The organism is Epilithonimonas sp. JDS, from assembly GCF_021261315.1.
Classification (GTDB): Bacteria; Bacteroidota; Bacteroidia; order Flavobacteriales; family Weeksellaceae; genus Epilithonimonas.
In genome coordinates this window covers 1-22093 of the sequence record NZ_JAJSAX010000005.1, presented here as the reverse complement: position 1 = coordinate 22093, position 22093 = coordinate 1, and the positions used below count along the sequence as shown (strand labels likewise).

16 protein-coding genes are annotated in these 22093 nt (G+C 37.3%); 5 read left to right on the top strand and 11 right to left on the bottom strand.

Annotation, left to right across the window (positions count from 1 at the left end; all coding sequences use genetic code 11):
• Nucleotides 1–20 precede the first annotated feature (20 nt).
• The 4 genes from purH to LUD75_RS13840 all read right to left on the bottom strand — a co-directional run bounded on the left by purH (nucleotide 21) and on the right by LUD75_RS13840 (nucleotide 4276).
• Complete coding sequence (gene purH / locus LUD75_RS13855; RefSeq protein ID WP_232706352.1) at nucleotides 21–1538, bottom strand: bifunctional phosphoribosylaminoimidazolecarboxamide formyltransferase/IMP cyclohydrolase; 1518 nt, start codon at nucleotides 1536–1538, stop codon at nucleotides 21–23.
• Nucleotides 1539–1747: 209 nt separating this feature from the next.
• The gene (gene purN, locus LUD75_RS13850) at nucleotides 1748–2311 is read right to left on the bottom strand and encodes a phosphoribosylglycinamide formyltransferase (protein WP_232706351.1); all 564 of its coding nucleotides are present in this window, start codon (nucleotides 2309–2311) and stop codon (nucleotides 1748–1750) included.
• A 75-nt stretch (nucleotides 2312–2386) separates the two neighbouring features.
• The gene (purM, locus tag LUD75_RS13845) at nucleotides 2387–3379 is read right to left on the bottom strand and encodes a phosphoribosylformylglycinamidine cyclo-ligase (RefSeq protein ID WP_232706350.1); all 993 of its coding nucleotides are present in this window, start codon (nucleotides 3377–3379) and stop codon (nucleotides 2387–2389) included.
• Between the two features lie 360 nt (nucleotides 3380–3739).
• Nucleotides 3740–4276 (bottom strand): NAD(P)H-dependent oxidoreductase, encoded by a 537-nt coding sequence (locus LUD75_RS13840; RefSeq protein WP_232706349.1) that lies wholly within the window; start codon nucleotides 4274–4276, stop codon nucleotides 3740–3742.
• 224 nt (nucleotides 4277–4500) lie between these two features.
• On the opposite strand from LUD75_RS13840, the gene LUD75_RS13835 reads away from it, so the two are divergent.
• Nucleotides 4501–4884 (top strand): hypothetical protein, encoded by a 384-nt coding sequence (locus LUD75_RS13835; protein WP_232706348.1) that lies wholly within the window; start codon nucleotides 4501–4503, stop codon nucleotides 4882–4884.
• A gap of 219 nt (nucleotides 4885–5103) precedes the next feature.
• A complete protein-coding gene (locus tag LUD75_RS13830) occupies nucleotides 5104–7365 on the top strand; it encodes a glycoside hydrolase family 3 C-terminal domain-containing protein (protein WP_232706347.1) in 2262 nt (753 codons plus the stop codon).
• 327 nt (nucleotides 7366–7692) lie between these two features.
• On the opposite strand, the gene LUD75_RS13825 is transcribed toward LUD75_RS13830, so the two are convergent.
• From LUD75_RS13825 to LUD75_RS13815, 3 genes are all read right to left on the bottom strand, one after another.
• The gene (locus tag LUD75_RS13825; protein WP_232706346.1) at nucleotides 7693–9450 is read right to left on the bottom strand and encodes an endonuclease; all 1758 of its coding nucleotides are present in this window, start codon (nucleotides 9448–9450) and stop codon (nucleotides 7693–7695) included.
• A 12-nt stretch (nucleotides 9451–9462) separates the two neighbouring features.
• Complete coding sequence (locus tag LUD75_RS13820) at nucleotides 9463–10011, bottom strand: tRNA methyl transferase PRC-barrel domain-containing protein (protein ID WP_232706345.1); 549 nt, start codon at nucleotides 10009–10011, stop codon at nucleotides 9463–9465.
• A 533-nt stretch (nucleotides 10012–10544) separates the two neighbouring features.
• Nucleotides 10545–11093 carry a type 1 glutamine amidotransferase domain-containing protein gene (locus LUD75_RS13815; RefSeq protein ID WP_232706344.1) on the bottom strand — a complete coding sequence of 183 codons (549 nt, stop codon included), beginning with the start codon at nucleotides 11091–11093 and terminating at the stop codon, nucleotides 10545–10547.
• 235 nt (nucleotides 11094–11328) lie between these two features.
• On the opposite strand from LUD75_RS13815, the gene LUD75_RS13810 reads away from it, so the two are divergent.
• From LUD75_RS13810 to LUD75_RS13800, 3 genes are all read left to right on the top strand, one after another.
• Entirely contained in the window at nucleotides 11329–11682 is a 354-nt protein-coding gene (locus tag LUD75_RS13810) for a hypothetical protein (protein WP_232706343.1), read from the top strand.
• A gap of 367 nt (nucleotides 11683–12049) precedes the next feature.
• Nucleotides 12050–12358, top strand: coding sequence for a hypothetical protein (locus tag LUD75_RS13805; RefSeq protein ID WP_232706342.1), 309 nt, complete (start codon nucleotides 12050–12052; stop codon nucleotides 12356–12358).
• Nucleotides 12359–12723: 365 nt separating this feature from the next.
• Nucleotides 12724–13368 (top strand): DUF6266 family protein, encoded by a 645-nt coding sequence (locus LUD75_RS13800; RefSeq protein WP_262908214.1) that lies wholly within the window; start codon nucleotides 12724–12726, stop codon nucleotides 13366–13368.
• A gap of 582 nt (nucleotides 13369–13950) precedes the next feature.
• Here LUD75_RS13800 and LUD75_RS13795 read toward each other — a convergent pair.
• From LUD75_RS13795 to LUD75_RS13780, 4 genes are all read right to left on the bottom strand, one after another.
• Nucleotides 13951–15225 (bottom strand): McrC family protein, encoded by a 1275-nt coding sequence (locus tag LUD75_RS13795; RefSeq protein ID WP_232706340.1) that lies wholly within the window; start codon nucleotides 15223–15225, stop codon nucleotides 13951–13953.
• Nucleotides 15218–18094 carry an AAA family ATPase gene (locus LUD75_RS13790; protein WP_232706339.1) on the bottom strand — a complete coding sequence of 959 codons (2877 nt, stop codon included), beginning with the start codon at nucleotides 18092–18094 and terminating at the stop codon, nucleotides 15218–15220. The genes LUD75_RS13795 and LUD75_RS13790 overlap by 8 nt, the downstream gene beginning before the upstream one ends.
• A 15-nt stretch (nucleotides 18095–18109) precedes the next feature.
• The gene (locus LUD75_RS13785; protein ID WP_232706337.1) at nucleotides 18110–20968 is read right to left on the bottom strand and encodes a type I restriction endonuclease subunit R; all 2859 of its coding nucleotides are present in this window, start codon (nucleotides 20966–20968) and stop codon (nucleotides 18110–18112) included.
• Between the two features lie 106 nt (nucleotides 20969–21074).
• On the bottom strand, nucleotides 21075–22001 hold the full coding sequence (locus LUD75_RS13780) for a site-specific integrase (RefSeq protein ID WP_232706334.1): 927 nt from the start codon (nucleotides 21999–22001) through the stop codon (nucleotides 21075–21077).
• Nucleotides 22002–22093 lie beyond the last annotated feature (92 nt).

The following is a 22093-nucleotide window of genomic DNA, read 5'->3' as shown; positions in this document are numbered from 1 at the left end:
AAATAGCTGCCCAAACAAAATCAATGCAAGAAATGTCTCATTCCTGTAAACAACATTGGGATTTGATGCTCATTCGCCGCTTCGATGGAATCATTGTCTCTCATACTTCCACCTGGTTGAATAATCGCCTTAATGCCTTCCTGCGCGCAGAAATCCACCACATCTCGGAAAGGGAAAAATGCATCCGAAGCCAAAACCAACTCGCCATCGAACTTCTCTTTGGCTCTTTCAATCGCTTGTTGTGTTGCCCAAATCCTATTCACTTGTCCACCGCCGATTCCAATGGCTTGAACACCGTTTGAAACCACGATTGCGTTGGATTTTACATATTTCACCACCCTTTGAGAGAACAGTAATGCTTTTCTTTGTTCGTCTGTTGGAGCGGTTTCTGTCACTAATTTAATATCGTCTGAGAATTGGTCATCGGCACTTTGAACCAACATTCCGCCATCGATTTTCACCCAAGCTTGTTTGTCTGTCACTTGGTTTTTGATTTTTATGATTCTAAGGTTTTTCTTTTTTCTAAGGATTTCCAAAGCATCTTCGTCAAAGTCAGTTGCCATCGCGATTTCGAGGAAAGTCTTGTTGAGTTCCTCAGCGGTTGCCGCATCTACTTTATAATTCATTCCGATGATACCGCCGAAGATAGAAACAGGGTCGCATTCGAATGTTTTGGTGTAAGTTTCCAAAGCTGAAGTTCCGACCGCAACACCACAAGGCGTAGAATGTTTTACGGCACAACAAGCCAATTCATCCTTGAACTCATTCACCACTTTCCAACACAAATCCATATCTCTCAAATTATTGAAAGACAATTCCTTGCCTCCCAAAATTTCGAAATCTTTCATTGCGCCGTTTTCGAAAGTCGAAGTGTAATAAGCGGCTGACTGATGCGGATTTTCGCCGTAACGCAGGTCGGAAACCTTTTTGTAAGAAGCGTTCAGGTAAGTTGGATATTCTTCATCCAAAAGCATTCTGGAAATCGCGGCGTCATAAGCAGAAGTCAGATTGAACACTTTTCCAGCCAATTTCTTTCTGGTTTCGATGGTCGAATCACCATTTTCTGACATTTCATTTTTGATGATTTCGTAATCGTTCACATCTGTAAGCACCACAACTGAATTAAAATTCTTAGCCGCAGAACGCAACATAGAAGGTCCGCCAATGTCGATGAATTCTACTTTGTCGTCAAGAGAAATTTCTTTGTTCACGTTCTCGAAAAACGGATAAAGATTGACAATGACCATATCAATCAGTCCGATTTCGTACTCTTGAACGGTTTTCATATGTTCCTCGTTGGAACGAACCGCCAACAATCCGCCGTGAACTTTCGGGTGCAGGGTTTTCACTCTGCCGTCCAGCATTTCCGGAAAATCTGTGACTTCATCGATTTGAATTGGGTTCAATCCGGCGTCTTTCAAATGTTTGAATGTTCCGCCCGTGGAAATCAATTCGTAGTTCTGTTCTTCGAGAAATCTTGCGAAATCCACCAAACCGCTTTTATCAGATACGCTGATAAGTGCTCTCTTTTTACTCATACCTTCTCTTTCAAATTTTACTTTTTACAGTTTTATCCAAACTGTGATTTACCGGTTCTTTCACCTCCGGATTTCTATTAATTGGTCGCTCCGACGGAGCTATTAGATTTCATTTCTTTATTTAAAGTTAATTATAAATAAAATTCATAAGATATTATATTTAAATATTTTATGAAGTAAATTAAACTTTTAACTTTAACTCAATACTTTCACTTATTCAAAACCAAATCAATGGCTTTTGGAAAAATATCGTACTCAACAAGATGAACTTTTTCAGCAACATTTTCCGCTGTATCATATTCATCAATCGCAAATTTTCCCTGCAAAATCACTTCGCCTTCATCGATTCCTGAGGTCACATAATGAACAGTCGCTCCACTTTCTTTCTCGCCTGCTTCAATGACCGCATTGTGAACGTGATGTCCCCACATTCCTTTTCCACCAAATTTTGGTAATAATGCCGGATGGATATTAATGATTTTGCCTTCCCATTTTTCACAGAATTCCGGCTTTAAGATGGATAGAAAACCTGCCAAAACAATCAAGTCTGAATTCTCAGGAATGGCTTGTTCAAGATTCTCGGCAAAGTCTTTTCCGCGTTTGATTAATTCATTAGGGATTTGATGTTTCTGAGCTCTTTCCAGTCCGTAGCATTCTCTGTCTGCAATGACTTGGATGATTCTTGCATTTCGGATTTCTCCGCTATCAATACAATCAATAATCCGTTGAAGATTGGTTCCTGAACCTGAAATTAAAATGGTGATGTTTTTCATTTATAAATGTAACAATGTATCAGTTTAATAATTGAACAATTGAACAAATTGGTAAACTGGTACATTATTAAATTGCTAGATTGATAATTTTATTTTCTCGCTTCCTTCCGTGATTTCGCCCATTAAATAAGCATCTTCCAAAAGGTCAAGGATTTTATCAACGTGATTTTCGTCGGTTACGAGAACCATTCCAACGCCCATATTGAACGTTCCAAACATCTCTTCTCTCGCAATATTGCCACGTTTTTCCAATTCCTGCATTACGGTTGGAATTTGGATTTTCGAAGCATCGATTGTTGCACAAAGTCCTTCCGGAATAATTCTTGGAACATTCTCGTACAATCCGCCTCCTGTGATGTGCGCGATGCCGTAAAGTGGCGCTTCTTCCAACACTTTATGAATGTCTTGATAATATAATCTCGTAGGAACCAAAAGTGTTTCGTACAAAGGTTTTCCTTCGAATTCCTCTTCGAAATCCGGGAAGATTTTTCTCACCAATGAAAATCCATTGGAATGAAATCCAGAACTTGGAATCACAATGATTTTATTCCCTGCTCTGATTTTGGAACCGTCGATGATCTGGTCTTTTTCTACAATTCCGACGCAGAATCCAGCAACGTCGTAATCGCCTGGCTGGTACATTCCCGGCATCTCGGCAGTTTCGCCGCCAATCAATGCGCAGTTGTTGTCTTTACAAGCTTTTACCATTCCAAGAACGATTTCTGCTGCAATCTCAGAATCGAGTTTTCCACAAGCCAGATAATCAAGAAAGAATAATGGTTTTGCACCGTGGCAAAGAATATCGTTTGCGCACATTGCGAAACAGTCGATGCCGATAGAAGCGTATTGTTTAGTGTCCAAAGCAATTTTCAGCTTGGTTCCAACGCCATCGGTTCCGGAGACCAAAACTGGATTTTTGTAGCCCGCAATCTCATAGAAAGCACCAAAGCTTCCAAGATTGTTGAGAACGTTTTTGTTGTGGGTTTCGGCAACAGCAGATTTGATCTTATCTACTGTTTTGTAGCCTTCTTCTTTATCGACTCCGGCGGATTTATAGGTATTGCTCATTTTTAGATTTTTAATTTCATTTATTCTTATTCATTAGATTGAAATCCAATGCTGATAAATCGGTCGCCACGCTGTGGCTAGTTTGATTTTTTTTCTCTTCATCAACTCTTTCAGGTTTTTGAGGCCTGAAAGAATATCAGAATTTACTAGATTTATTTCAAACTTACTTTTTCAAATTTTTAAAATAAAAAAGCCGACAATCTTTTAGATTATCGGCCGTTATTTTAGTCCACAAGTTCGGAGGTGTTTATGTAATTCTCTTTGCAAGAATTAGGATACTTCTCAAAATGAACTTGTTGAATTTTCATTGTCCTTATTTGATGACAAAGTTAAGCATTCTTAATATCAATTTCCAAAATCTTATCCAAAAAAGTTTTTAACAATAGATAATTTTTCTTCGAACTCCGCCTTTTTCTCCTCATTCACAATCCCTTGTTCTGCATCAAAACTCTCTTTGAATTTTGGTAATGTAAAGCTTTGTAAAATATTAGCGCCGCTGAAAGGTGCTCTTGCTTCAAAGGCTGCTACCACATTCTTGCCACCTCCAGGGCCAGGCGCAGTTGCCAAAAGGAAAACCGGTTTTTCGCCAAAATGCTTTCTATCCTTGATTCTTGAAACCCAGTCAAATATATTTTTAAAAGCAACTGTATAAGTACTGTTATGCTCAGCTAAAGAAATGATCAGCAAGTCCGCAGAATCTACTTTTTCAGCAAATCTCAAAGCTAAAGTTGGAATTCCGTCGTGCTTTTCTCTGTCTGTGCTGAAGAGTGGCATCTCGAAATCATTCAGGTCAAGGACTTCCACTTCTGCTCCTGCAAATTGTTTTGCTGCGTATTCAGCTAATTTTTTATTGATTGAATCTTTGGCGTTGCTTCCGCCAAATGCTAGTATTTTCATTGGGTTTGAATTTATTTGAATTTTAAAGACGCAAATGTATCGACTTTCAAATTCAAATGTGTTGATTTATGATATGATTTAAAAATTTGGGCACTTATCCTCAATTATATAATCGAAAATAAAATTCGCAAAGTACAGATATGAAGTTGAAATTGGTCTTAAAATTGATAATGAAAATTCAAACAAACTTCATTATTGATTCACAATTCTAAATCCGTAACGCTATGATCTTCGACAAAAACTTTCTTACGCCAAGCAACGAAAACACATACCATGTTTATCAGGAAGAATCTGGAAATGCAGATTTTGTGAATCCCTACAACGACAGTCCTTATTTGATCAGTTCTCTTAAGAAATTGAAAAGTAAAGTCATTTGCAAAAGAAAGAAGAAAGCGATAGAAGATTGCCTGGCTAATTATAAGGACGACACGGTAGAGAATCCGGAAATTAATGTCTTCAAAAATGTTGATGATATGAACACCACAGCCTCTTTCGCAGACTATGCACGATCATCATATCAGAAAGTTTTGAAGGATTTGGAAAACATTCAGAAACTGATTGACAAACTGGATATCAATGAGCCAGACACGATCAGAATCATCCAGTAACAATGAATTAACTTAAATTCAAATCGATATTTTACATACTTAGGCCTGAATCATTCAGGTCTTTTTTTGCGGTTTTAAATGAATTTAATATGAACAAATCTTACTTTTGCACAAGTAAGAAACTCTGCAAAGTTTTGATTTAATTAAAAAATCTTTATTTTCCCATAGTGAGATAATAAAGATTTTATTACATTTGTCAACAACCACTAAATATATTTTATGTTAAAGAAAATTGTCTTTCTTAGTCTTATAACACTGACATATACAGCCTCAACGGCACAAAGCAAAACAACTCCTATTTACCTTGATGATTCAAAACCTGTGGAACAGCGGGTAAAAGATGCGCTTTCCAGAATGACTTTGGAAGAAAAAGTGGCAATGCTGCACGCACAATCCAAATTCAGTTCCTCTGGCGTTCCAAGATTGGGAATCCCGGAATTCTGGACAACTGACGGTCCTCACGGTGTGCGTGCTGAAGTGAAATGGGACGAATGGGACCAGGCTGGCTGGACAAATGATTCCATCATCGCCTACCCTGCGTTGACAGCGCTTTCTGCAACCTGGAACAAAAAAATGTCTTGGAATTATGGGAAAGCACTTGGCGAAGAGGCGCGATACAGAAAAAAAGATATTTTGCTTGGACCTGGTGTTAATATTTACAGGACACCTCTCAACGGAAGAAACTTCGAATATATGGGTGAAGATCCTTTCCTAACTTCCAAAATGGTGGTTCCTTACATACAAGGTGTACAATCTAATGGCGTTGCGACTTCGGTTAAACATTATGCATTGAACAACCAAGAGATGTTCCGTCATACGAGTAATGTGAAAGTAGATGACCGCGCTTTGTACGAGCTCTATCTTCCACCTTTCAAAGCTGCAGTTACGGAAGGTGACTCGTGGACGATTATGGGTGCTTATGATATGTACAAAGGCCAGTACGCCAGCCAGAATCAGTATTTATTGAATGATATTCTGAAAGGCGAATGGAACTATAAAGGCGTTGTAGTCTCAGACTGGGGCGCAGTTAATAATACGGAACAGGCAATCAAAAACGGATTGGATCTGGAATTTGGAAGCTGGACCAACGGACTTTCTGCCGGAACCAAAAATGCTTACGACAATTATTATCTGGCTCAGCCTTATCTTAATCTGATTAAATCCGGAAAAGTAGGTACCAAAGAGCTTGACGACAAAGTTACGAGACTTCTGAATCTGGCCTATAAAACCACAATGAACAAAAACAAGCCTCTTGGAAATGTAGGTTCGGAAGATCATAAAGCGGTTGCAAAGCAAGTGGGTGAAGAAGGAATTGTATTATTAAAAAATCAAAACAACATACTACCGATTGACCTTAATAAAGTTAAAACCATTGCTGTCATTGGTGAAAATGCCATCAAAATGATGACTGTCGGCGGCGGTTCTTCTTCTTTGAAAGCTAAATACGAAACATTGCCTTTGGATGGAATCAAATCCCGATTTGGAAAACAGGCTGAAGTGAAATTTGCAAGAGGTTACGTTGGCGATCCTGGCGGTGAATATAACGGTGTCAAATCTGGACAGGATCTGAAAGACGACCGTTCTGCCGAGGTGATTCTGAATGAAGCGGTAGAATTAGCCAAAAAATCAGACTTTGTGATCTTCGTCGGCGGATTGAACAAAGCAGATCATCAGGATGCAGAAGGTGTTGACAGAAAAAGCTACGGCTTACCGTACAATCAGGATAATGTGATTGCGGCTTTGGCAAAGGCGAATAAGAATTTTGCTGTGGTTTTGGTTTCCGGGAATGCGGTGGCCATGCCGTGGATCAAGGATGTTCCTGCGATTGTAGAATCTTGGTATCTGGGTTCAGAAGCTGGTAATTCGTTAGCTTCAGTTCTTGCCGGTGACGCAAATCCTTCCGGGAAACTGCCGTTTACTTTCCCTGTGAAATTGGAAGATAACTCAGCGCACCAGTTGGGTGAATATCCCGGGAATAAAGAAGAGCTGGCTGCCGGAAAAGGTGCAGATCAGAAAAATCCGATTAACATTACTTATAACGAAGGTATTTTTGTGGGCTACCGCTGGCACGATACGAAGAAGATCAAACCGCTTTTCAGTTTTGGTCACGGGTTGAGTTATACCACATTTGAGTTTGGAAAAGCTAAGGCTGATAAAACAACAATTGGTCAGGATGATAAAATCACTTTCACATTTACAGTTAAAAATACCGGTAAAAAAGCAGGTGCCGAAGTGGCTCAGCTTTATATTTCGGATTTAAAATCTTCTCTTCCAAGACCAACTAAGGAACTGAAAGGTTTCGAGAAAGTATTCCTGAATCCTGGAGAAGAGAAAGAAGTAAGCATTATTATTGACAAAGCCGCTTTAAGTTTTTTCGATGCGGACAAACATGCCTGGGTTGCTGAACCTGGCGATTTTGAAGCTTTGATTGGCAACGCTTCTGACAATATCAAAACTAAAGTGAAGTTTACTTTGAAGTAGAAATCATTTTTAATTAAATCATAACAAAAAGCCTGAGAGATTCTCAGGCTTTTGTTGTGTGTAAAGAACCTGTCAGCGGCAATAAATAATTAACAAAGCAGTGAGTAACTTATCCCTTTAATCTTTACAGTGGCTTCAATTTTAAGATAAAACGTTATCAATGTAGAATCTGCAGCCTGACCAATGTATCCCGATGTAAAATCGGGAGGGAATGGAGCGCGGAAACAGCTGCCTAAATCATCTTAATAACAATCTCTATTAATGCCAACAAAAAACCCGGAAGACAAATCTTCCGGGTTTTAATATTTCAATTGTTATTGCTGCAAATTATTCAACAATAATCTTTGAAGACTGGTTTTTAGTTTTCACAACATAAACACCTTTTGGTAATTTATGCAATGTTACTTTTCCTTTATCCTCAACTTTGTCGATGGTTTGTACCAATTGACCATTCAGGCTGTAGATCTTCACTGTTTCGTTTTTATCGATGCCGCTGATGTAGAACTGGTTGTTCTTCACAGGGTTTGGATAGACAGACAATTTCTGATTTTTAGCTGCTGCGTCTTCTGTTGCCAGTTTTGTGTAACAAGTCCAGGATAGGTTGTCAAATGATACGCGGTTGCTTGTAGTATCATCCACCAGTTCGATCACGATATTTCCTTCTACATTGATGTTGCTAATGGTAACATTTGTTGCAGTTTTGGAGTAAGGAATCTGACCTTTCACCACACCGTTTACTTTCAAAGTATAGCTTCCGTTTGAATCGGCAAAAGGAAGATAGGTTTTCACAGTTAATGATCCGATTCCGCCAGAGATCGTTGAGGATTTAAGGCTTCCTTTTCTGATGCAGATCGCTTTGTTAGCATCTCCGTCTATATAGATTTGCTTGTCTGTTCTTGCAGAAGTTGCTGTCCACACGATACCTTTGTTAGACCATTCTCTGTCTAAGTAAGAAGAGTTGGTTGCCGGTATATTTTCGAAATCTTCTGTTCCACAAGTCGTTTCCGCCTCTCCCGGGTTTCCAGGTCCTGGGGTTTTTACCACTATTGTGTTGCTGTTTCCGGATCTGTTGCCTGCTGCATCTTTTGCAACGACGTAGAAACTGTATTCAGTGCCTTGCGTCAATCCTGTTACCGTTCCGCTATTTGTAGAAACAGAGGTTTTAAGGACATTGTCCACATAGATATCGTATCCAGCAACGCCAATATTATCTGAAGAGGCGCTCCAAGCCAACGAAACTGTTGTTGCACTAGCAGTTGTAGAGACTAAATTAAGAGGCGTTGACGGCACTTCCGTATCCACAGTTGTTCCGCCATTGAAGGTATCCGGCCACGTATTCTGTGCAGCTGGGCCACCCCAGATTACAGTTGCCAGATAAGGATTGTCTATAAATGGATTTCTGTTTTTCTGAATTCCTGCAACCACATTATTTCTTTGAATTTCGAATGCTGAAACCGGATCTTCTACATTCCATTTCAAAAGGATATCCGGGAAGTCGGAAGAGTAAGTGGCAGGATTCATAGTGATGTTCAAAGGAAGACATCTTGAGTTGTATCTCACGTACATATACATCAGGATTCTTGCGACATCGCCTTTCCACTCCTCACCTGGGTACCAGCCGCCACGGCTTGTTTTGTAAGCAGTTGCGCCCGTTCCGTCATCAAAAAGAAGGCTTCCTCTTGTACTGTTCAGCGTGTTGTCTGCCGGACGAAGGTGGTGACCATCCGAACCCGGACCTGACTCACCCAAGTTAGGTGTTCCTTTAGATTTAGCATAAACGTGCTCACGATTCCACTGTCCTGTGTACGGACGGCTTCTCTGATGTGTTCCGGAAGCTTGTGAACCATAGATCAAAAGCAGATTGGAAGGATTTGCAGGATCTGCATCACTTGTCTTGAACAGATTTTTCAAACCTTCAGAATAACTGATGGTCTGCGTGTGCGTTGTTGTAATAAGTGTTGCAAGGTCATTTTTCAGTTCGTTTTTTGTTTTGCTGAAGTTGACGCCGGAATAGTAAGACGGAGCCGACTGTGCAAAAGATACAAATGAAATAACACTTGCGAAAAATGAAAATTTTAATTTCATACTTAATTCTATTTAATTAATTATTTTAATTGTGGGTGCAGAATGATCGTCAAAATAGATCTCCAGCGGATGATCCTGAATGGCGATTGAAACCGGCGCTTCAAATTCCAGAAACAAAGTTGAATCAAAGAGATAAAGTGTAGCGATGATATCAATGTCTGCAATTGGGGAATGGATGCTGACTGCGATTCCCAGTTCAGATTCCTCAGGACTTGGATTTAAGCCATTCAGCTCAATCCGATCTGTGGAAAATGAAAGAACATCGGTCCAAAGTCCGGGATGGTCTTCGCCCTCTCCTACGAAAAGCTGATTGGTAGCGGCATTAATTCCAATGACGTAAAGCGGTGCTGCTTTTCCACCGACATTGATGCCCTTCCGCTGTCCGAGTTTAAATTGCGCAACACCCTGATGCTCGCCAACCAGAAAACCGTCAAAGAGACCGTAATTTCTTTTGGCTGTTTTGCGGATCAGTTGATCTTTCTTTGATGAAAAGACGCCCTCATCATCATTATAAATTGAAGATGTAGCTGGTATTTCTACGATTTGACCTTTATTAATCACAGATAATGGATTATTTGTTATGTCCGGTTAAAAAATAGTTCAATATTATTAACTAATAATCAACGGGGGCGCTAAAGTAATTAATTTAATTGAAATAGAAGTGCATTGCATAAAGTTTAACAGAATTCCTGGCTTTAAGTACCTTATACTTCGAAATTCAAATAAGTCATTGAAACTTTAGAAATAACCGATTTTTAAAAGTTTAACAAGAGTTTTGACTTCAGCCCTCATCCACCAGAGTGGCATTCACTAGTTGGAATAACGAGTTGTTTTAAAGATTCTTTAAATACCCCAAAACTTACCAAAACCCTCTAAACCCTAAAACGCTCTAACTCTCCAACTCTCCAACCCACCTGTCATGCTGAGGCTCTCGAAGCACCTCAAACCTGACCACAATCCAAACCCTCCAACCCTAAAACCCTAAAACCCTCCCACTCTCCCACTCACCTGTCATGCTGAGGCTCTCGAAGCAATCCAACAAAAAAGACCCAGGCAAAAACCCAGGTCTTAATATGATTAAATCAGAAAAACGTTTAGAGGTTTTGATCCTCGTGTTTACCTTCGTTGATTTCCTCTACCATTTTGGCGTTGAAGGCCGGCAGATCTTCCGGTGTACGGCTGGTTACCAAACCATTGTCTACCACTACTTCACTGTCTTCCCAGATGGCTCCGGCATTTTTAAGGTCGATGCTAATGGAATCTACAGAGGTTAATTTTCTGCCCTCGACAGCGCCCGCACTGATCAGAATCTGAGGACCATGACAAATGGCAGCCACCGGCTTGTGCTGTGTGAAGAAATCCTGTACAAAAGACAAAGCAGCTTGGTTTGTTCTCAGCTGATCGGGATTGATCACGCCGCCTGGCAATACCAATGCATCATAATCAGAAGCTGACACCTCATCCAGGGTTTTGTCCACGTCGTATTCTTTTCCCCAGTCCTTTTCTGCCCAGGCTTTTATGGTTCCTACTTTCGGGCTGATGATGTGAGTTGTCCAGCCTTGTTTTTCAAGATGTTCTTTTGGAGAACTTAATTCGCTTTCTTCGAAGCCGTTGGTTGCGAGTATTGCAATTTGCTTTGACATAATATTTTATTTTGGTGTTAATATGTCAACAGTTAAGAAAATATAATGCCGATCGGGGTTTCGGAAATTATAAAAGTTTGTTAAAGGTGGCATTCTGGGTAGCAGGTTTTAGGTTTTAGATTATAGTGATGAGATTGTTTTAAATTTTGTTAGCGCAAACTTTAAACGGAGCAAAAATTTCCTGGTAAATCATAAAGTTGAGATTGTTTAATTTTGCAGCATTAAAATAGCGGGAATGATAGTACAGGATTTGGTGGGGAGTTTTGCGGTGGAAGGCAGCAATCAGGAAGTGAGCGGTGCGCCCTATTACGGGATATTGACTTTAAGCCTTGATGAAAACAACCGGATCATTGCCCAATGGACGATTGGTGATCATATTCAGAATGGGACAGGCTTTTTTAAAGATCAGATTCTGGTGGTTAATTTTAGTTATGAAAGAGATGACCACCAAATCTACAAAGGTGTGGCAGTTTACCGCTGTATTAACAAGGATACTCTAGATGGCTTCTGGTCGGAGAAGCATGGGAATCCGCTTTACTTGGGGAGTGAGAGTTGTGTGAGGATCCGGGGGAATGCGTTTTTGAATTGATGGTTTAGGCTTTCTAGCGTAACTTCGGGATTCTCAGTCAACAGTTGTTTAAGGACTTGCTGGGTAATTCGCCTTGTCAGTCTGAGGCTCTCGAAGACTTCTGTAAGCTGACTGGCTCAACCAGTGCCAACAAACAACCTACCACATAATTAACTTTTCTATTTTTTAAAACTATTACTTACTTCTAATTTATATTGTATCATTATAATGAGATGTGTAATTTAACTACACTTAAACTTGATCAAAGTTTTGGTTGATTTTCTACTAGTAAAAGCGTACTATCAAGTTATTTTAAAATCCCTAACTATCTAGTTGTACAACAGTTAATAATTTCATTATATTTACATTAAAACAAAAATACATCTAAATGAAAACAATTTTTCCTCTTTCAGAAGCCGACGCTAGGGCTTTTGAAAATGCATTAAACTGTTTTAATGCTTCAGCCAAACCTTTTAAAATCGAGCACAGCCTGGATCTCTTCATAACCGATGAAGAACTGATAACCCGATTGAAAATCTGTAAAAAAAGTCTGTACAACTGCAGAGAAGATGGCTATCTGTCATTTATTCCATTCAAAGGACGGTATTTAACGTTTATTCCTTATTTACTCAAGGATCTCCTGGAACTTAATCAAAAGAAAGAACTGAAAGTCAGAAAACAAAGAACTAGGAAGTGAGGTAAGCTCTAATAATTATTAGTTAGGTATTATGAATTTTTATAGGCAGGCGGTGAGTCTGTCTTTTTTTTTCAGGTGGAAGGTTTTAGGTTGGAGATGATGGGTGATAAATGATGGATGATAGGTGATGGGTGGAGGTTTAATTTGTAAATGGAGTTTAGGGTATTGATACCGGAAGGATGCGGGAGGAATGCGGAATGGATACGGTGGGGATACAGAACGGATACAGAATTGATACAGCGGGGATACGGAAAGTGGCAATGTACGGTAAGGTTTGGTAAAATGAAGTAAAAGGCGGTAAATAAAAATTTCGGGTTGGTATTTTTTTCAACTTTACATCAATAAACAAAAAAAATCTATTTATCATGGGAAAAGTTACTGACTCCATTTTAGGCGGTACCAAAGGGCGTACCGGCCGTATCGTGATTGCTAATGTCTTCGGAACCGAGATCTCCAGAATCCGCCCGAAGAAGAATGATAAGCCTGCAACTCCGAAGCAGGCTTTGGTTAAAGAACGTATGAGTTTATCTGCTCTTTTCATCTCCGGTTACAAATCGTTTGCCAGCCAATATTTTGGAGAGCGTTCCGGAATGCGGTCGCGCTACAACCTTGCGATGACCAATATTATGAATGCCTATCAAATTGATTTCACAAAGCTGACCATTACCCGCATGAATGAGGACATTCTGTTCTCGAAAGGTGACCTGCCGGAAGTTCCGCTAAACAATCTTACTTCTGCAACCACTTCTACTTTTACTGTAACGTGGGAAGACAACAGCGATGGCACCGATGCACAGCCGACCGATGAAATCTGCATCCTCTATTGTGCTGATGATGAAAACCGTCCGAAACTGATGCGCAACATTGCGACCAGAGCTGACACAACCGCCACAGTGAACCTGCTCAATAAATTTGTCGGGAAGACGGTGCATGTATGGCTTTGTCTGCTAAATGCTGATGGGACGAGGGTTTCTATCTCTGAGTATGTTGGGAGTGTGGTGGTGAGTTAGGTGGAGTTTTGAGGGTTGGAAAGTTTGAGGATTGGGGAGTTGGAGGCTACTCTGTTTTTTGAAAAGTGCAATGTCTGGATGATGTTGCGCTTTTTGTTTACACGAGGGTATGGGTTCTTTTTTTTTAAAGGCTGGCGTTTTAGGTTTGACTTTGTCAAAAATGGTGTGTTATAAAGTTGGGATTTTTGATGGGATTAATGGAGTTGTTGGGATAAGTTTGGGTTGTTGGAAAATTTTGTTGCCCCGACCCTAAAGGGAGCAAAATTTTTAGGGTTTCAAAGGATATTGTGGGATTTGGTTTGCTAATTGACCACCCCGCCCTTTGGGCACCCCTCCGGAGGAGGGGAATGTTCTTAAGCGATTGATTAATTTAAATTTAGGGCGAACAACATTTGTCAATATGCTCATCAAAACATCCTTATTAAAAAATAGTTTTGGGGTTGTTGGAAAATTTTTATTTCTGCAACTTTAAAAAGGGAGCAAAATTTTTGAGTGTTTAAAGGATATTGTGGGATTGGTTTGCTAATTGACCACCTCGCCCTTTGGGCATCCCTCCGGAGGAGGGGAATGTTTGTAGCGAGATTATAGGTAGTCTTGTGGGAGCTGCGGAGGAGCGGGATGTTTTTGGTTGCCGAGGGCTTGTGATATTATCATCGCACCTATGTTTGCATCCAATTTGTTTTCTTCATTAAAAATAGAGATTTTACCTAAGGCACATTGGTGATGTTCCTCCTCTTCTATTTTTTCAAAACATTTGAAATCTTTTAAACTAATATCATTGGAAGGATACAACAAAAGCGACTTTGTACTTTTCCAATACTCATTGTAGATGTACATCTGCCTCAGGTCGTGGGTGGAAGGTAGCGATTGATCGATATTCTTCCACTTTGTATCAATAATTAAAACAACCTCATCATTCTTCTTCACTACAATATCCGGACGTATTGTAATTCCATTCCAAAAATTTTTTGAATCTTGTCCATATACTGTGATTTCAGTATTCTGATAAGCTTGTTTTAATCTAGCCAAAATATATTCTTCCCAAAGACTGTTCATATCAAAAAGCAAAGCCAGCATCTTTTCTGAACCGCTGGAAACATTCGGAGCATAATTGAGAATAATCAATCTTGCGATTGCTAAAGCATTTTCATAAGGTGCGGTCTTTCTTGACTTGGGAATTTGCGAAAACGTATTTTCGTTGGCTTTGATTGGTTTCACCTCAGGAAAATCAAGTTGTACCTTTTTACACTTGCTGTAGAGGTAACTTCCTTTCGATAACGTAGCAATAATTTCCAAAGCCTGTCCTAAAACCTGGTGTATCAAGTGGTCTTTATCATAAACTTGATGCGTGGTGTAGAATTTTTCTTTGTGAACAAGATTCTTCTGAATGTGACCTGCAAATTCAAGTTTGCCTTTCAGTGCTTTTACATTTCCAGTTTCTTTGTAATATTGTTTGATTAATCCCTGACGAATGAGCAATTGCACTTCATTCAGAAACCATTCAAAATAAATATCGAGTAAATGGATAGATTGCTTTGCCACATTAGCCTGACCAACTTGCTGAATTTTAAGTTTCCTGGTTATACGAAGCATTTCAATTAAGACAGACTGCCATTTCTTTTTTGAGGCTTCACTGTCATCTTCATTTTTATCTACTTTTGGTAAGATCTCAATAGTCAATCCATCAATTTGAATCACACCCACAAATTGTTTAAACACTACCCCATTATGTTTCAGATCAAAATATTGGTAATTGTGTAAAGCGTTAAGCTTCGACAACGCTACAAAATGACGCTGTTCAAACTTACCTCTCTCAATGGGTAAAAAGCTATGTTCAAAAACCTGAATTCTATTCATTAGTCGCTTTTTCTTTTTTCAAAAGAATTTCCAAAGCCGTGATGATATTAAAACTTTCATTAATGGTTCTCAGCCTGATTAGATTTCCTGCATCAGGATAATTCTGTGTAGCAAAACTGGCAAATAAGCTTTTATCATATTTCTCTGAGTCTTCAAAAAAGCCATTTCCAAGGATCATTCCTATTTTTTCATAATCGCCATAGAAATACTCCTGTAGCAGAGGAATAATATTATTTTTAAAAGTATTCTTCAGATCGTCTTCAGATTTGATATTGATGAAATAAGAATGTCCAATGGTATGATCTCTGTCCAGTAATATCTCTACCCTTTTGTTGATGGTTTCCAATAATTCTCTTAGAAATATGCCACTAATTTCCTTTCCATTCAAAACTTCAAGATCCGGCAACATTTCTTCGAAGCAAAAACGTCTTCGTAATGCTGTATCCAAAGACTCTACGCTGCGATCAGCGGTATTCATTGTTCCGATAATGTAAAGATTGGATGGTACGCCAAACTTTTCTTTGCTGTAAGGCAGGGTTACTTCTAGACTTTCTTCCTTTCCTAGTCTTTTGCTGTCCTCTATTAACGTGATGAGTTCTCCGAAGATTTGGGAGACGTTGCCTCTGTTGATTTCGTCAATGATAAGTACAAAATTCTTATTTATTTGATTTTGGGTTTTAAAAGATTCAGTAGTGTGATTATATTCAGAAAGCTTAAAATTGGTTTTCATATATCTTACGATGTCTTCCATATCTTTTTGAAATGCTCCAGAAGGTCTTGCTTGTTTATTCTGATAGGCATCAAGGATATTTTGCTTGGTAATCGTAAAAGTATATTGAGAAGGTGAATTCAAAGATGAATACTTGAGTGAGTCCTTAGATGACAAACCATATTCCCAGGAACCAATTTTTAGTAATTTTTTATCTGCTATTTGTCTTTTTACTTCTTCAATGAGTTTTTGCCAAGTTTCCTCAAAATTATCGATTACTGCAATTTCATTCCTTTTTGCAGCGCTGATGCATATATCTTTGAAGATTCCGCTTTGTATTTCGTAGCTCAATTCTCCCTCGTCCTCTTTCATTATAGGTTTTATACCCTCAATAAAATCCTCATAACTCATACTTTGATGAAAAGTGGTGAAAATGATTTGACCTTCTTTGACCAAACGATCATACTCATCCTTGACAATTTCTCTTTTCTGATCGAGATTAAAATTGGGATTGGCAATAGCAATGGCCTTTGAAATCGTATGATAAGTTTTTCCGGTTCCTGGTGGGCCGTAGAGAATTTGGTTGAGAGGATAATTCATACCTAAAATAATATTCTCAGTTTTTAAATCATTATTAATTAGATCCAATATATTATTATAATGTTCTTCAGAAGAGGTAAAATTGGTACCTTGAAAACCCACGTTCATATCAGCAAACCATGATTGATTTTCTAGTTCTGTTTTTAGGATTGGAGCCTGATAAAGATTATACTCTATTTCAATCGCAACTCTATCATCTTTTGCTTTTGGTGTTTTTTTATAATATTTCGGATCATCTTCGATATCTGCTCTTATGTCTGAAGTTACATTTGCTAAAGCATAAACGCCAGCATTCTTGCCACCCAACCAAATGATAATTTTATCTCCAATCTTTATTTTTTTCTTGTGAGCATTGACTTTCCAAGAGTTTAAAGCATCATCTCTCAAAGCTGTTGACAAATAATATTCGTTAGGATTGCATTGGAAAATCCAATAGTTGATATCGCTCATTGGTTTTAATAATTTATCAAAAACTAAACTTCTAAAATCTTTATCAAAAGCTAATCTTTCATAAAAATCATCATTGTATTTATAATAACCTGATTTTTCAGTTCTTTGTAATTCATTTTCAATTGCATTAAACACATTTTCTCTTTCATTTGACAGCATATTTATTAAACTAAAATCATTTAAAAACTTACCTGTATCTGAATTGAAAATATCGATTTGCTGAGAAAACTGGTCATTTGTAAGAACTCTAAAAGGGTTGTTTTTTGTTTTACTTTTTAAACACCAAGCATACTTTTGCCCAACAGTAAAATTTAGTTGCTTTTCTGCTACATTATAAACCACTCTGTTGTCTCCTTTTTTTAAGTGAAATTTAGAAATAATTTCATCTAAAAAAAGATAATAATTTTCTAAATTACTTCGATCAAAATGATCAAAACTACCATTGTAAATTCCAGCTAATCCTTTATTATAGACAATATAGAGAACATTTTGAATAATTAAATTAGTATCGTCCCAATCAGGTTCTGTATAAAAAATTCTATACTTTTCTATAAAATCACTCCGCAATTCTATGGCTTTTTTAAAGGACGGCAGAATATCTAATAATTTTGAATAATTCTTTTTTGTTTCGTCTCTAAAAATATCAAACTCTTTAACCAAAGGATTAAAAAATGTGGCCATATACAAAATATACTTTTCAGGAAATCTGAAAGCAAGATAAGCACTTATTGTTCTTTCGTCTTGTTGAGAGTTTAGGTTTTCTCTTTTGAGAATATCTTTTAGTTTGGTCAACAGTTTTTCAACTGATACTTGAAAACTCAAAACACGAACTTCAAGATTTTCATCTTCATTGAATAGTTTTTTAAACATTTCTCTTACTTCATCAGGAAAATGAAATGAACACTTATCAATAAATCCCCAAGAGTTTTGATAAAAAAGATTTTCTCTCTTTGCAAAAGACTCCTTTAACATTTTATGAAAATTTACAGCGTCAATATTCCAATTATCTTGAAAATGCTGAATTGCCTGATATTTATATCCTTCATTAGGATTACCAATTGTGTCAATTATTTTCAAAAACCTGTCTATCAGTAAATTAAAATCTATCATAATTAAAAATGCTTTTTAACTCGCCACCCCATCAATAAAAACCTCCACAAAATCCTGAACTTTTTGAATAATTCTTTTTCCAATATTATTTCGTTCGGTCAGTTTTGGTTTTATTTCTAAGAGTTTTAAGGCATCACTCATTTTGGGTATTTTGGAAGTGAAAAGAAAGCTATCAATCGTTTCTTGAAATTTTTCTTTATTAAGAGATTCTTCTTCTGCAATTTTCTCAAAAGCATCAGTTCTTTCTTTATTCCAGAAATTATCAAATTCGTCGCTTACAGAATCGCCATCCGGAATATGTGGCAAGTTCTCGTCTATGAATTTTTCAATTAATTCTTTTTTGCTTCTTAATTGGGCATCGCCGGATAGGATTTCACGAATTTCTTTTATTTTCGCTTCTCGTTTAATTCCTTTTATATCTGCAATATTTGCTAATAGTGAAAGTATATAGCTCACATTGATTTCATCACGATGGATGAGCTCCAATTCAAAATCAACATCATCTAAAATACTGACTTTGTCGCCACCATCTTTATTTCCCTTAATTGTAGTCCAAATATCAAGATACTTACTTTTATATCCATCAAATTCAAATTCTGTCATCTCTAATTGCTCAAAACTAAAATCTGTAAAGGATTTTAAAACATTTAGAATACGCATCAATTCTCGGAATGCTGTAACGAATTCAAATTTTTCCTGCTCGGTTTGATAAGTGTCTACACTTTGAATTTCTGGCGCAACCAACTTTAATTTTTCTAAACAATTTTTGAAAAGTTCAATGTAATCTTCAATGGGTTGAATGATAATTTCCTGTATAGCTTCTTTATTAGAAAATAAAGTAACAGCATCATCTGTAGCAGATTTTAAATTGCGGAAACAAACAATATTTCCCTGCGACTTCTTCTCTCCGATAATTCTATTAGTTCTTGAAAATGCCTGAATCAATCCGTGATATTTCAGGTTTTTATCTACAAATAAAGTATTAAGTTGTGGACTGTCAAATCCTGTCAAAAACATATTGACCACAATAATCAAATCAACTTCTTTGTTTCTGACTCTTTTCGCAATGTCATTGTAATAATTATAAAAAGTCTGACTGTCTTTGGTAGAAAAATTGGTCCCAAACATTTCATTATAATGACCAATATATCGATCTAAAACAGTCCTGCTATGTGAATCACCATATTTTGCAGGTGGCTCCGCAACCATTGACAAAACATCTTCTTCCTGATAATTTCCGTCTGCATCATTATTCTCTTCATTAGTTCCATAACTGAAGATGGTTGCAATTTTCAAATTGTGTTTTCCCTCTTCTTTTTTCTTTTGAAAGAGGTCACAATATTTCTGCAAAACATCTATGCTACTGACACAGAACATCGCATTGAAAGTTTTCTGATGGGTTTTTCTATCGTGTTCCGTTATAATGTAATCAGTGATTTTCTCCAGACGCTTTGGACTTGCAAGTAACTCTTGAGTATCAATAGCTTCAACTTCCATATCTATGTAAGTATTACTACCTTCCTTTTCTTTGTATCTGCCGACATATTCTACAGAGAATTTCAAAACATTTTCATCTCTGATAGCATCTGTAATGACGTATTTATGCAAACATTCTTTGAAAAGCATATTTGTAGTGGCAGAAATTCCATTTATTTTTCCAACTGAATTCACTTCCGAAATTGGAGTTCCAGTAAAGCCAATCATCTGTGCTTTTTGGAAATATTTCTTAATATTTTGATGTGTTTCCCCGAATTGGCTTCTGTGGCATTCATCAAAAATGAATACGACTTTTTTGTCTTTTAAACGGTCTATTTTTCTACCGTGCTTTTCTTTGGTAATGGCGGTATTCAGCTTTTGTAAAGTTGTTACAATGAGTTTTGTATTGTCAGAAAGTTGCTTTACAAGATGTGCCGTATTTTCTGTAGCATCTACGCTGTCTTTTTCAAAAGCATCAAATTCTTTTTGCGTTTGATAATCCAAATCTTTCCTATCCACCACAAAAACAACCTTTTCAACTTTAGGAATTTCTTTGAGAATCTGACTTGCCTTGAACGAAGTCAATGTTTTACCCGAACCCGTTGCATGCCAAATAAATCCATTGTTATCGGTATTTCTAACCCTTTCAACGATTTTTTCTACCGCATAATATTGGTACGGTCGAAGAACCATTAAAATTTTATACGTTTGATTCAACACAATATATTTTGTAATCATCTTGGCAATGTGACAAGGCTCCAAAAATGCCTGTGCAAAATCTTCAAGTTGTGTGATATTATTATTGTGCTCGTCTGACCAGAAGAAAGTTTGTTTAAAACTCTGCTTGGCGTTATTGGAATAATACTTTGTATTGACGCCATTACTGATAACAAACAACTGAACGTAGTTGAATAAACCTTTTCCAGCATTGAAGGACTGATGGTGATAACGGTTGATTTGATTGAAAGCCTCTTTCATTTCCAAACCACGACGTTTTAGCTCTATCTGAACCAAAGGCAAACCGTTGACTAGAATCGTGACATCGTAACGGTTTTTATAATCTCCTTCCTGAGCAATTTGATTTGTGACTTGGAATTGATTCTGACACCAGCTATCCTGATTGATGAATTCAATCCATTCCGAATTCCCGTCGTCTTTGGTAAACTGAAATTGGTCACGCAATATTTTAGCTTTTTCAAAAACATTTCCTTTAGCAAGATGATTTAAAATCTTCTCAAATTCTTTATTGGAAAATTGTTTTTTATTATGAATTTCGAGCTGGGTTTTTAGATTGATAATCAAATCTGCTTCGTTGCAAATCCTGACTGGCTTATGACCTAACTGCTGTAATTGTTCTACTAATTTTTGTTCAAGAATATATTCGGGCTGGCTGGACATTTTTGCGTTTACAAGTTTTATGGTTAAAAAACATTGTCAGAGTTTGAAACTCTGACAATGTTGTTAATAGTTTTATCAAATCTAACAAAAAATATCATAACTAAAACTATTTTAATGCTTTAAACATTTGATCTATTGCTTTTTTCTTCTGTTCTAGATTTGGATGGACATAAAGATTCAATGTTGTACTGATATTGGAATGTCCTAGCAGGACACTCACAGTTTTATAATCACATTTGCTTTCAATACATCGGGTTGCAAAACTATGACGCAATCCGTGGAATTTAATTTCCGGGATTTCCAGCTGTTTCATCAGATTTTTATAATAACTCCGGTAAGTTCTTGGCTCGGTAGGTTTAGCATCATTTGTTAAAACAAAAAACAAAGGATTCACAATTTTTTTAAAAGGCTTTAACATTCGCAAAAGGTCTCTGCTCATTGGAACTTCACGTATTGAATTCTTGGTTTTTGGTGTATCGAGAAGCAATTCTGTTCTGCGTTTTCCATCTTCGATAATGTAGATTCGCTGAATGGTTTTTCTGATGTTGATAATCCCGTTGTCCGTATCAATATCTTCCCAAGTAAGTGCGCAGATTTCCCCAATCCGCATTCCCGAACAAAGACAAATGTAAACGCCCAGATTCCGGAATGTAAAATGTTCCTGAATATAGTTCATCACTTTTTTCTGATGCGTTCTCGTCAAAACTTCAATACTCTGATTTTCTCGAACGGTTGGATATTGAATATCGAATGGCGTGTATTGAATCCATTTATATTTTGCCCCAAATTTCATTACCATTTTCAAAACGATAAGAACATCTTTGATGCTTTTCTGGCTCAATCCCTGTTCCAATTTTTGAAAAACAAATTGCTGAACTTCCTCTTCTTCTATACTACTAACTTCCGCAAATTTAGGTAACAAATGGTTTTCCAGCAAAAGGACGTAAGCCGAAAAGCTAGACTTTTTCACATAAAGTTGTTTGTCTTTTTTCCATAGTTCCACGATTTGAGCAAATGTTTTTTGTGTCGTCATAATTTTTTTGATTTTTAAATTAATTATTGAAAATCTTAAAAGTTATGAATTAGAGATTGAGGATTACAAATCTTTTACATTTGAAAGCATTT

What these genes read in the sequence shown, in the direction of transcription:
- purH (WP_232706352.1), bottom strand. Translation starts at nt 1,538, where the DNA reads ATGAGTAAAAAGAGAGCACTTATCAGCGTATCTGATAAAAGCGGTTTG.
- purN (WP_232706351.1), bottom strand. Translation starts at nt 2,311, where the DNA reads ATGAAAAACATCACCATTTTAATTTCAGGTTCAGGAACCAATCTTCAA.
- purM (WP_232706350.1), bottom strand. Translation starts at nt 3,379, where the DNA reads ATGAGCAATACCTATAAATCCGCCGGAGTCGATAAAGAAGAAGGCTAC.
- LUD75_RS13840 (WP_232706349.1), bottom strand. Translation starts at nt 4,276, where the DNA reads ATGAAAATACTAGCATTTGGCGGAAGCAACGCCAAAGATTCAATCAAT.
- LUD75_RS13835 (WP_232706348.1), top strand. Translation starts at nt 4,501, where the DNA reads ATGATCTTCGACAAAAACTTTCTTACGCCAAGCAACGAAAACACATAC.
- LUD75_RS13830 (WP_232706347.1), top strand. Translation starts at nt 5,104, where the DNA reads ATGTTAAAGAAAATTGTCTTTCTTAGTCTTATAACACTGACATATACA.
- LUD75_RS13825 (WP_232706346.1), bottom strand. Translation starts at nt 9,450, where the DNA reads ATGAAATTAAAATTTTCATTTTTCGCAAGTGTTATTTCATTTGTATCT.
- LUD75_RS13815 (WP_232706344.1), bottom strand. Translation starts at nt 11,093, where the DNA reads ATGTCAAAGCAAATTGCAATACTCGCAACCAACGGCTTCGAAGAAAGC.
- LUD75_RS13810 (WP_232706343.1), top strand. Translation starts at nt 11,329, where the DNA reads ATGATAGTACAGGATTTGGTGGGGAGTTTTGCGGTGGAAGGCAGCAAT.
- LUD75_RS13805 (WP_232706342.1), top strand. Translation starts at nt 12,050, where the DNA reads ATGAAAACAATTTTTCCTCTTTCAGAAGCCGACGCTAGGGCTTTTGAA.
- LUD75_RS13800 (WP_262908214.1), top strand. Translation starts at nt 12,724, where the DNA reads ATGGGAAAAGTTACTGACTCCATTTTAGGCGGTACCAAAGGGCGTACC.
- LUD75_RS13795 (WP_232706340.1), bottom strand. Translation starts at nt 15,225, where the DNA reads ATGAATAGAATTCAGGTTTTTGAACATAGCTTTTTACCCATTGAGAGA.
- LUD75_RS13790 (WP_232706339.1), bottom strand. Translation starts at nt 18,094, where the DNA reads ATGATAGATTTTAATTTACTGATAGACAGGTTTTTGAAAATAATTGAC.
- LUD75_RS13785 (WP_232706337.1), bottom strand. Translation starts at nt 20,968, where the DNA reads ATGTCCAGCCAGCCCGAATATATTCTTGAACAAAAATTAGTAGAACAA.
- LUD75_RS13780 (WP_232706334.1), bottom strand. Translation starts at nt 22,001, where the DNA reads ATGACGACACAAAAAACATTTGCTCAAATCGTGGAACTATGGAAAAAA.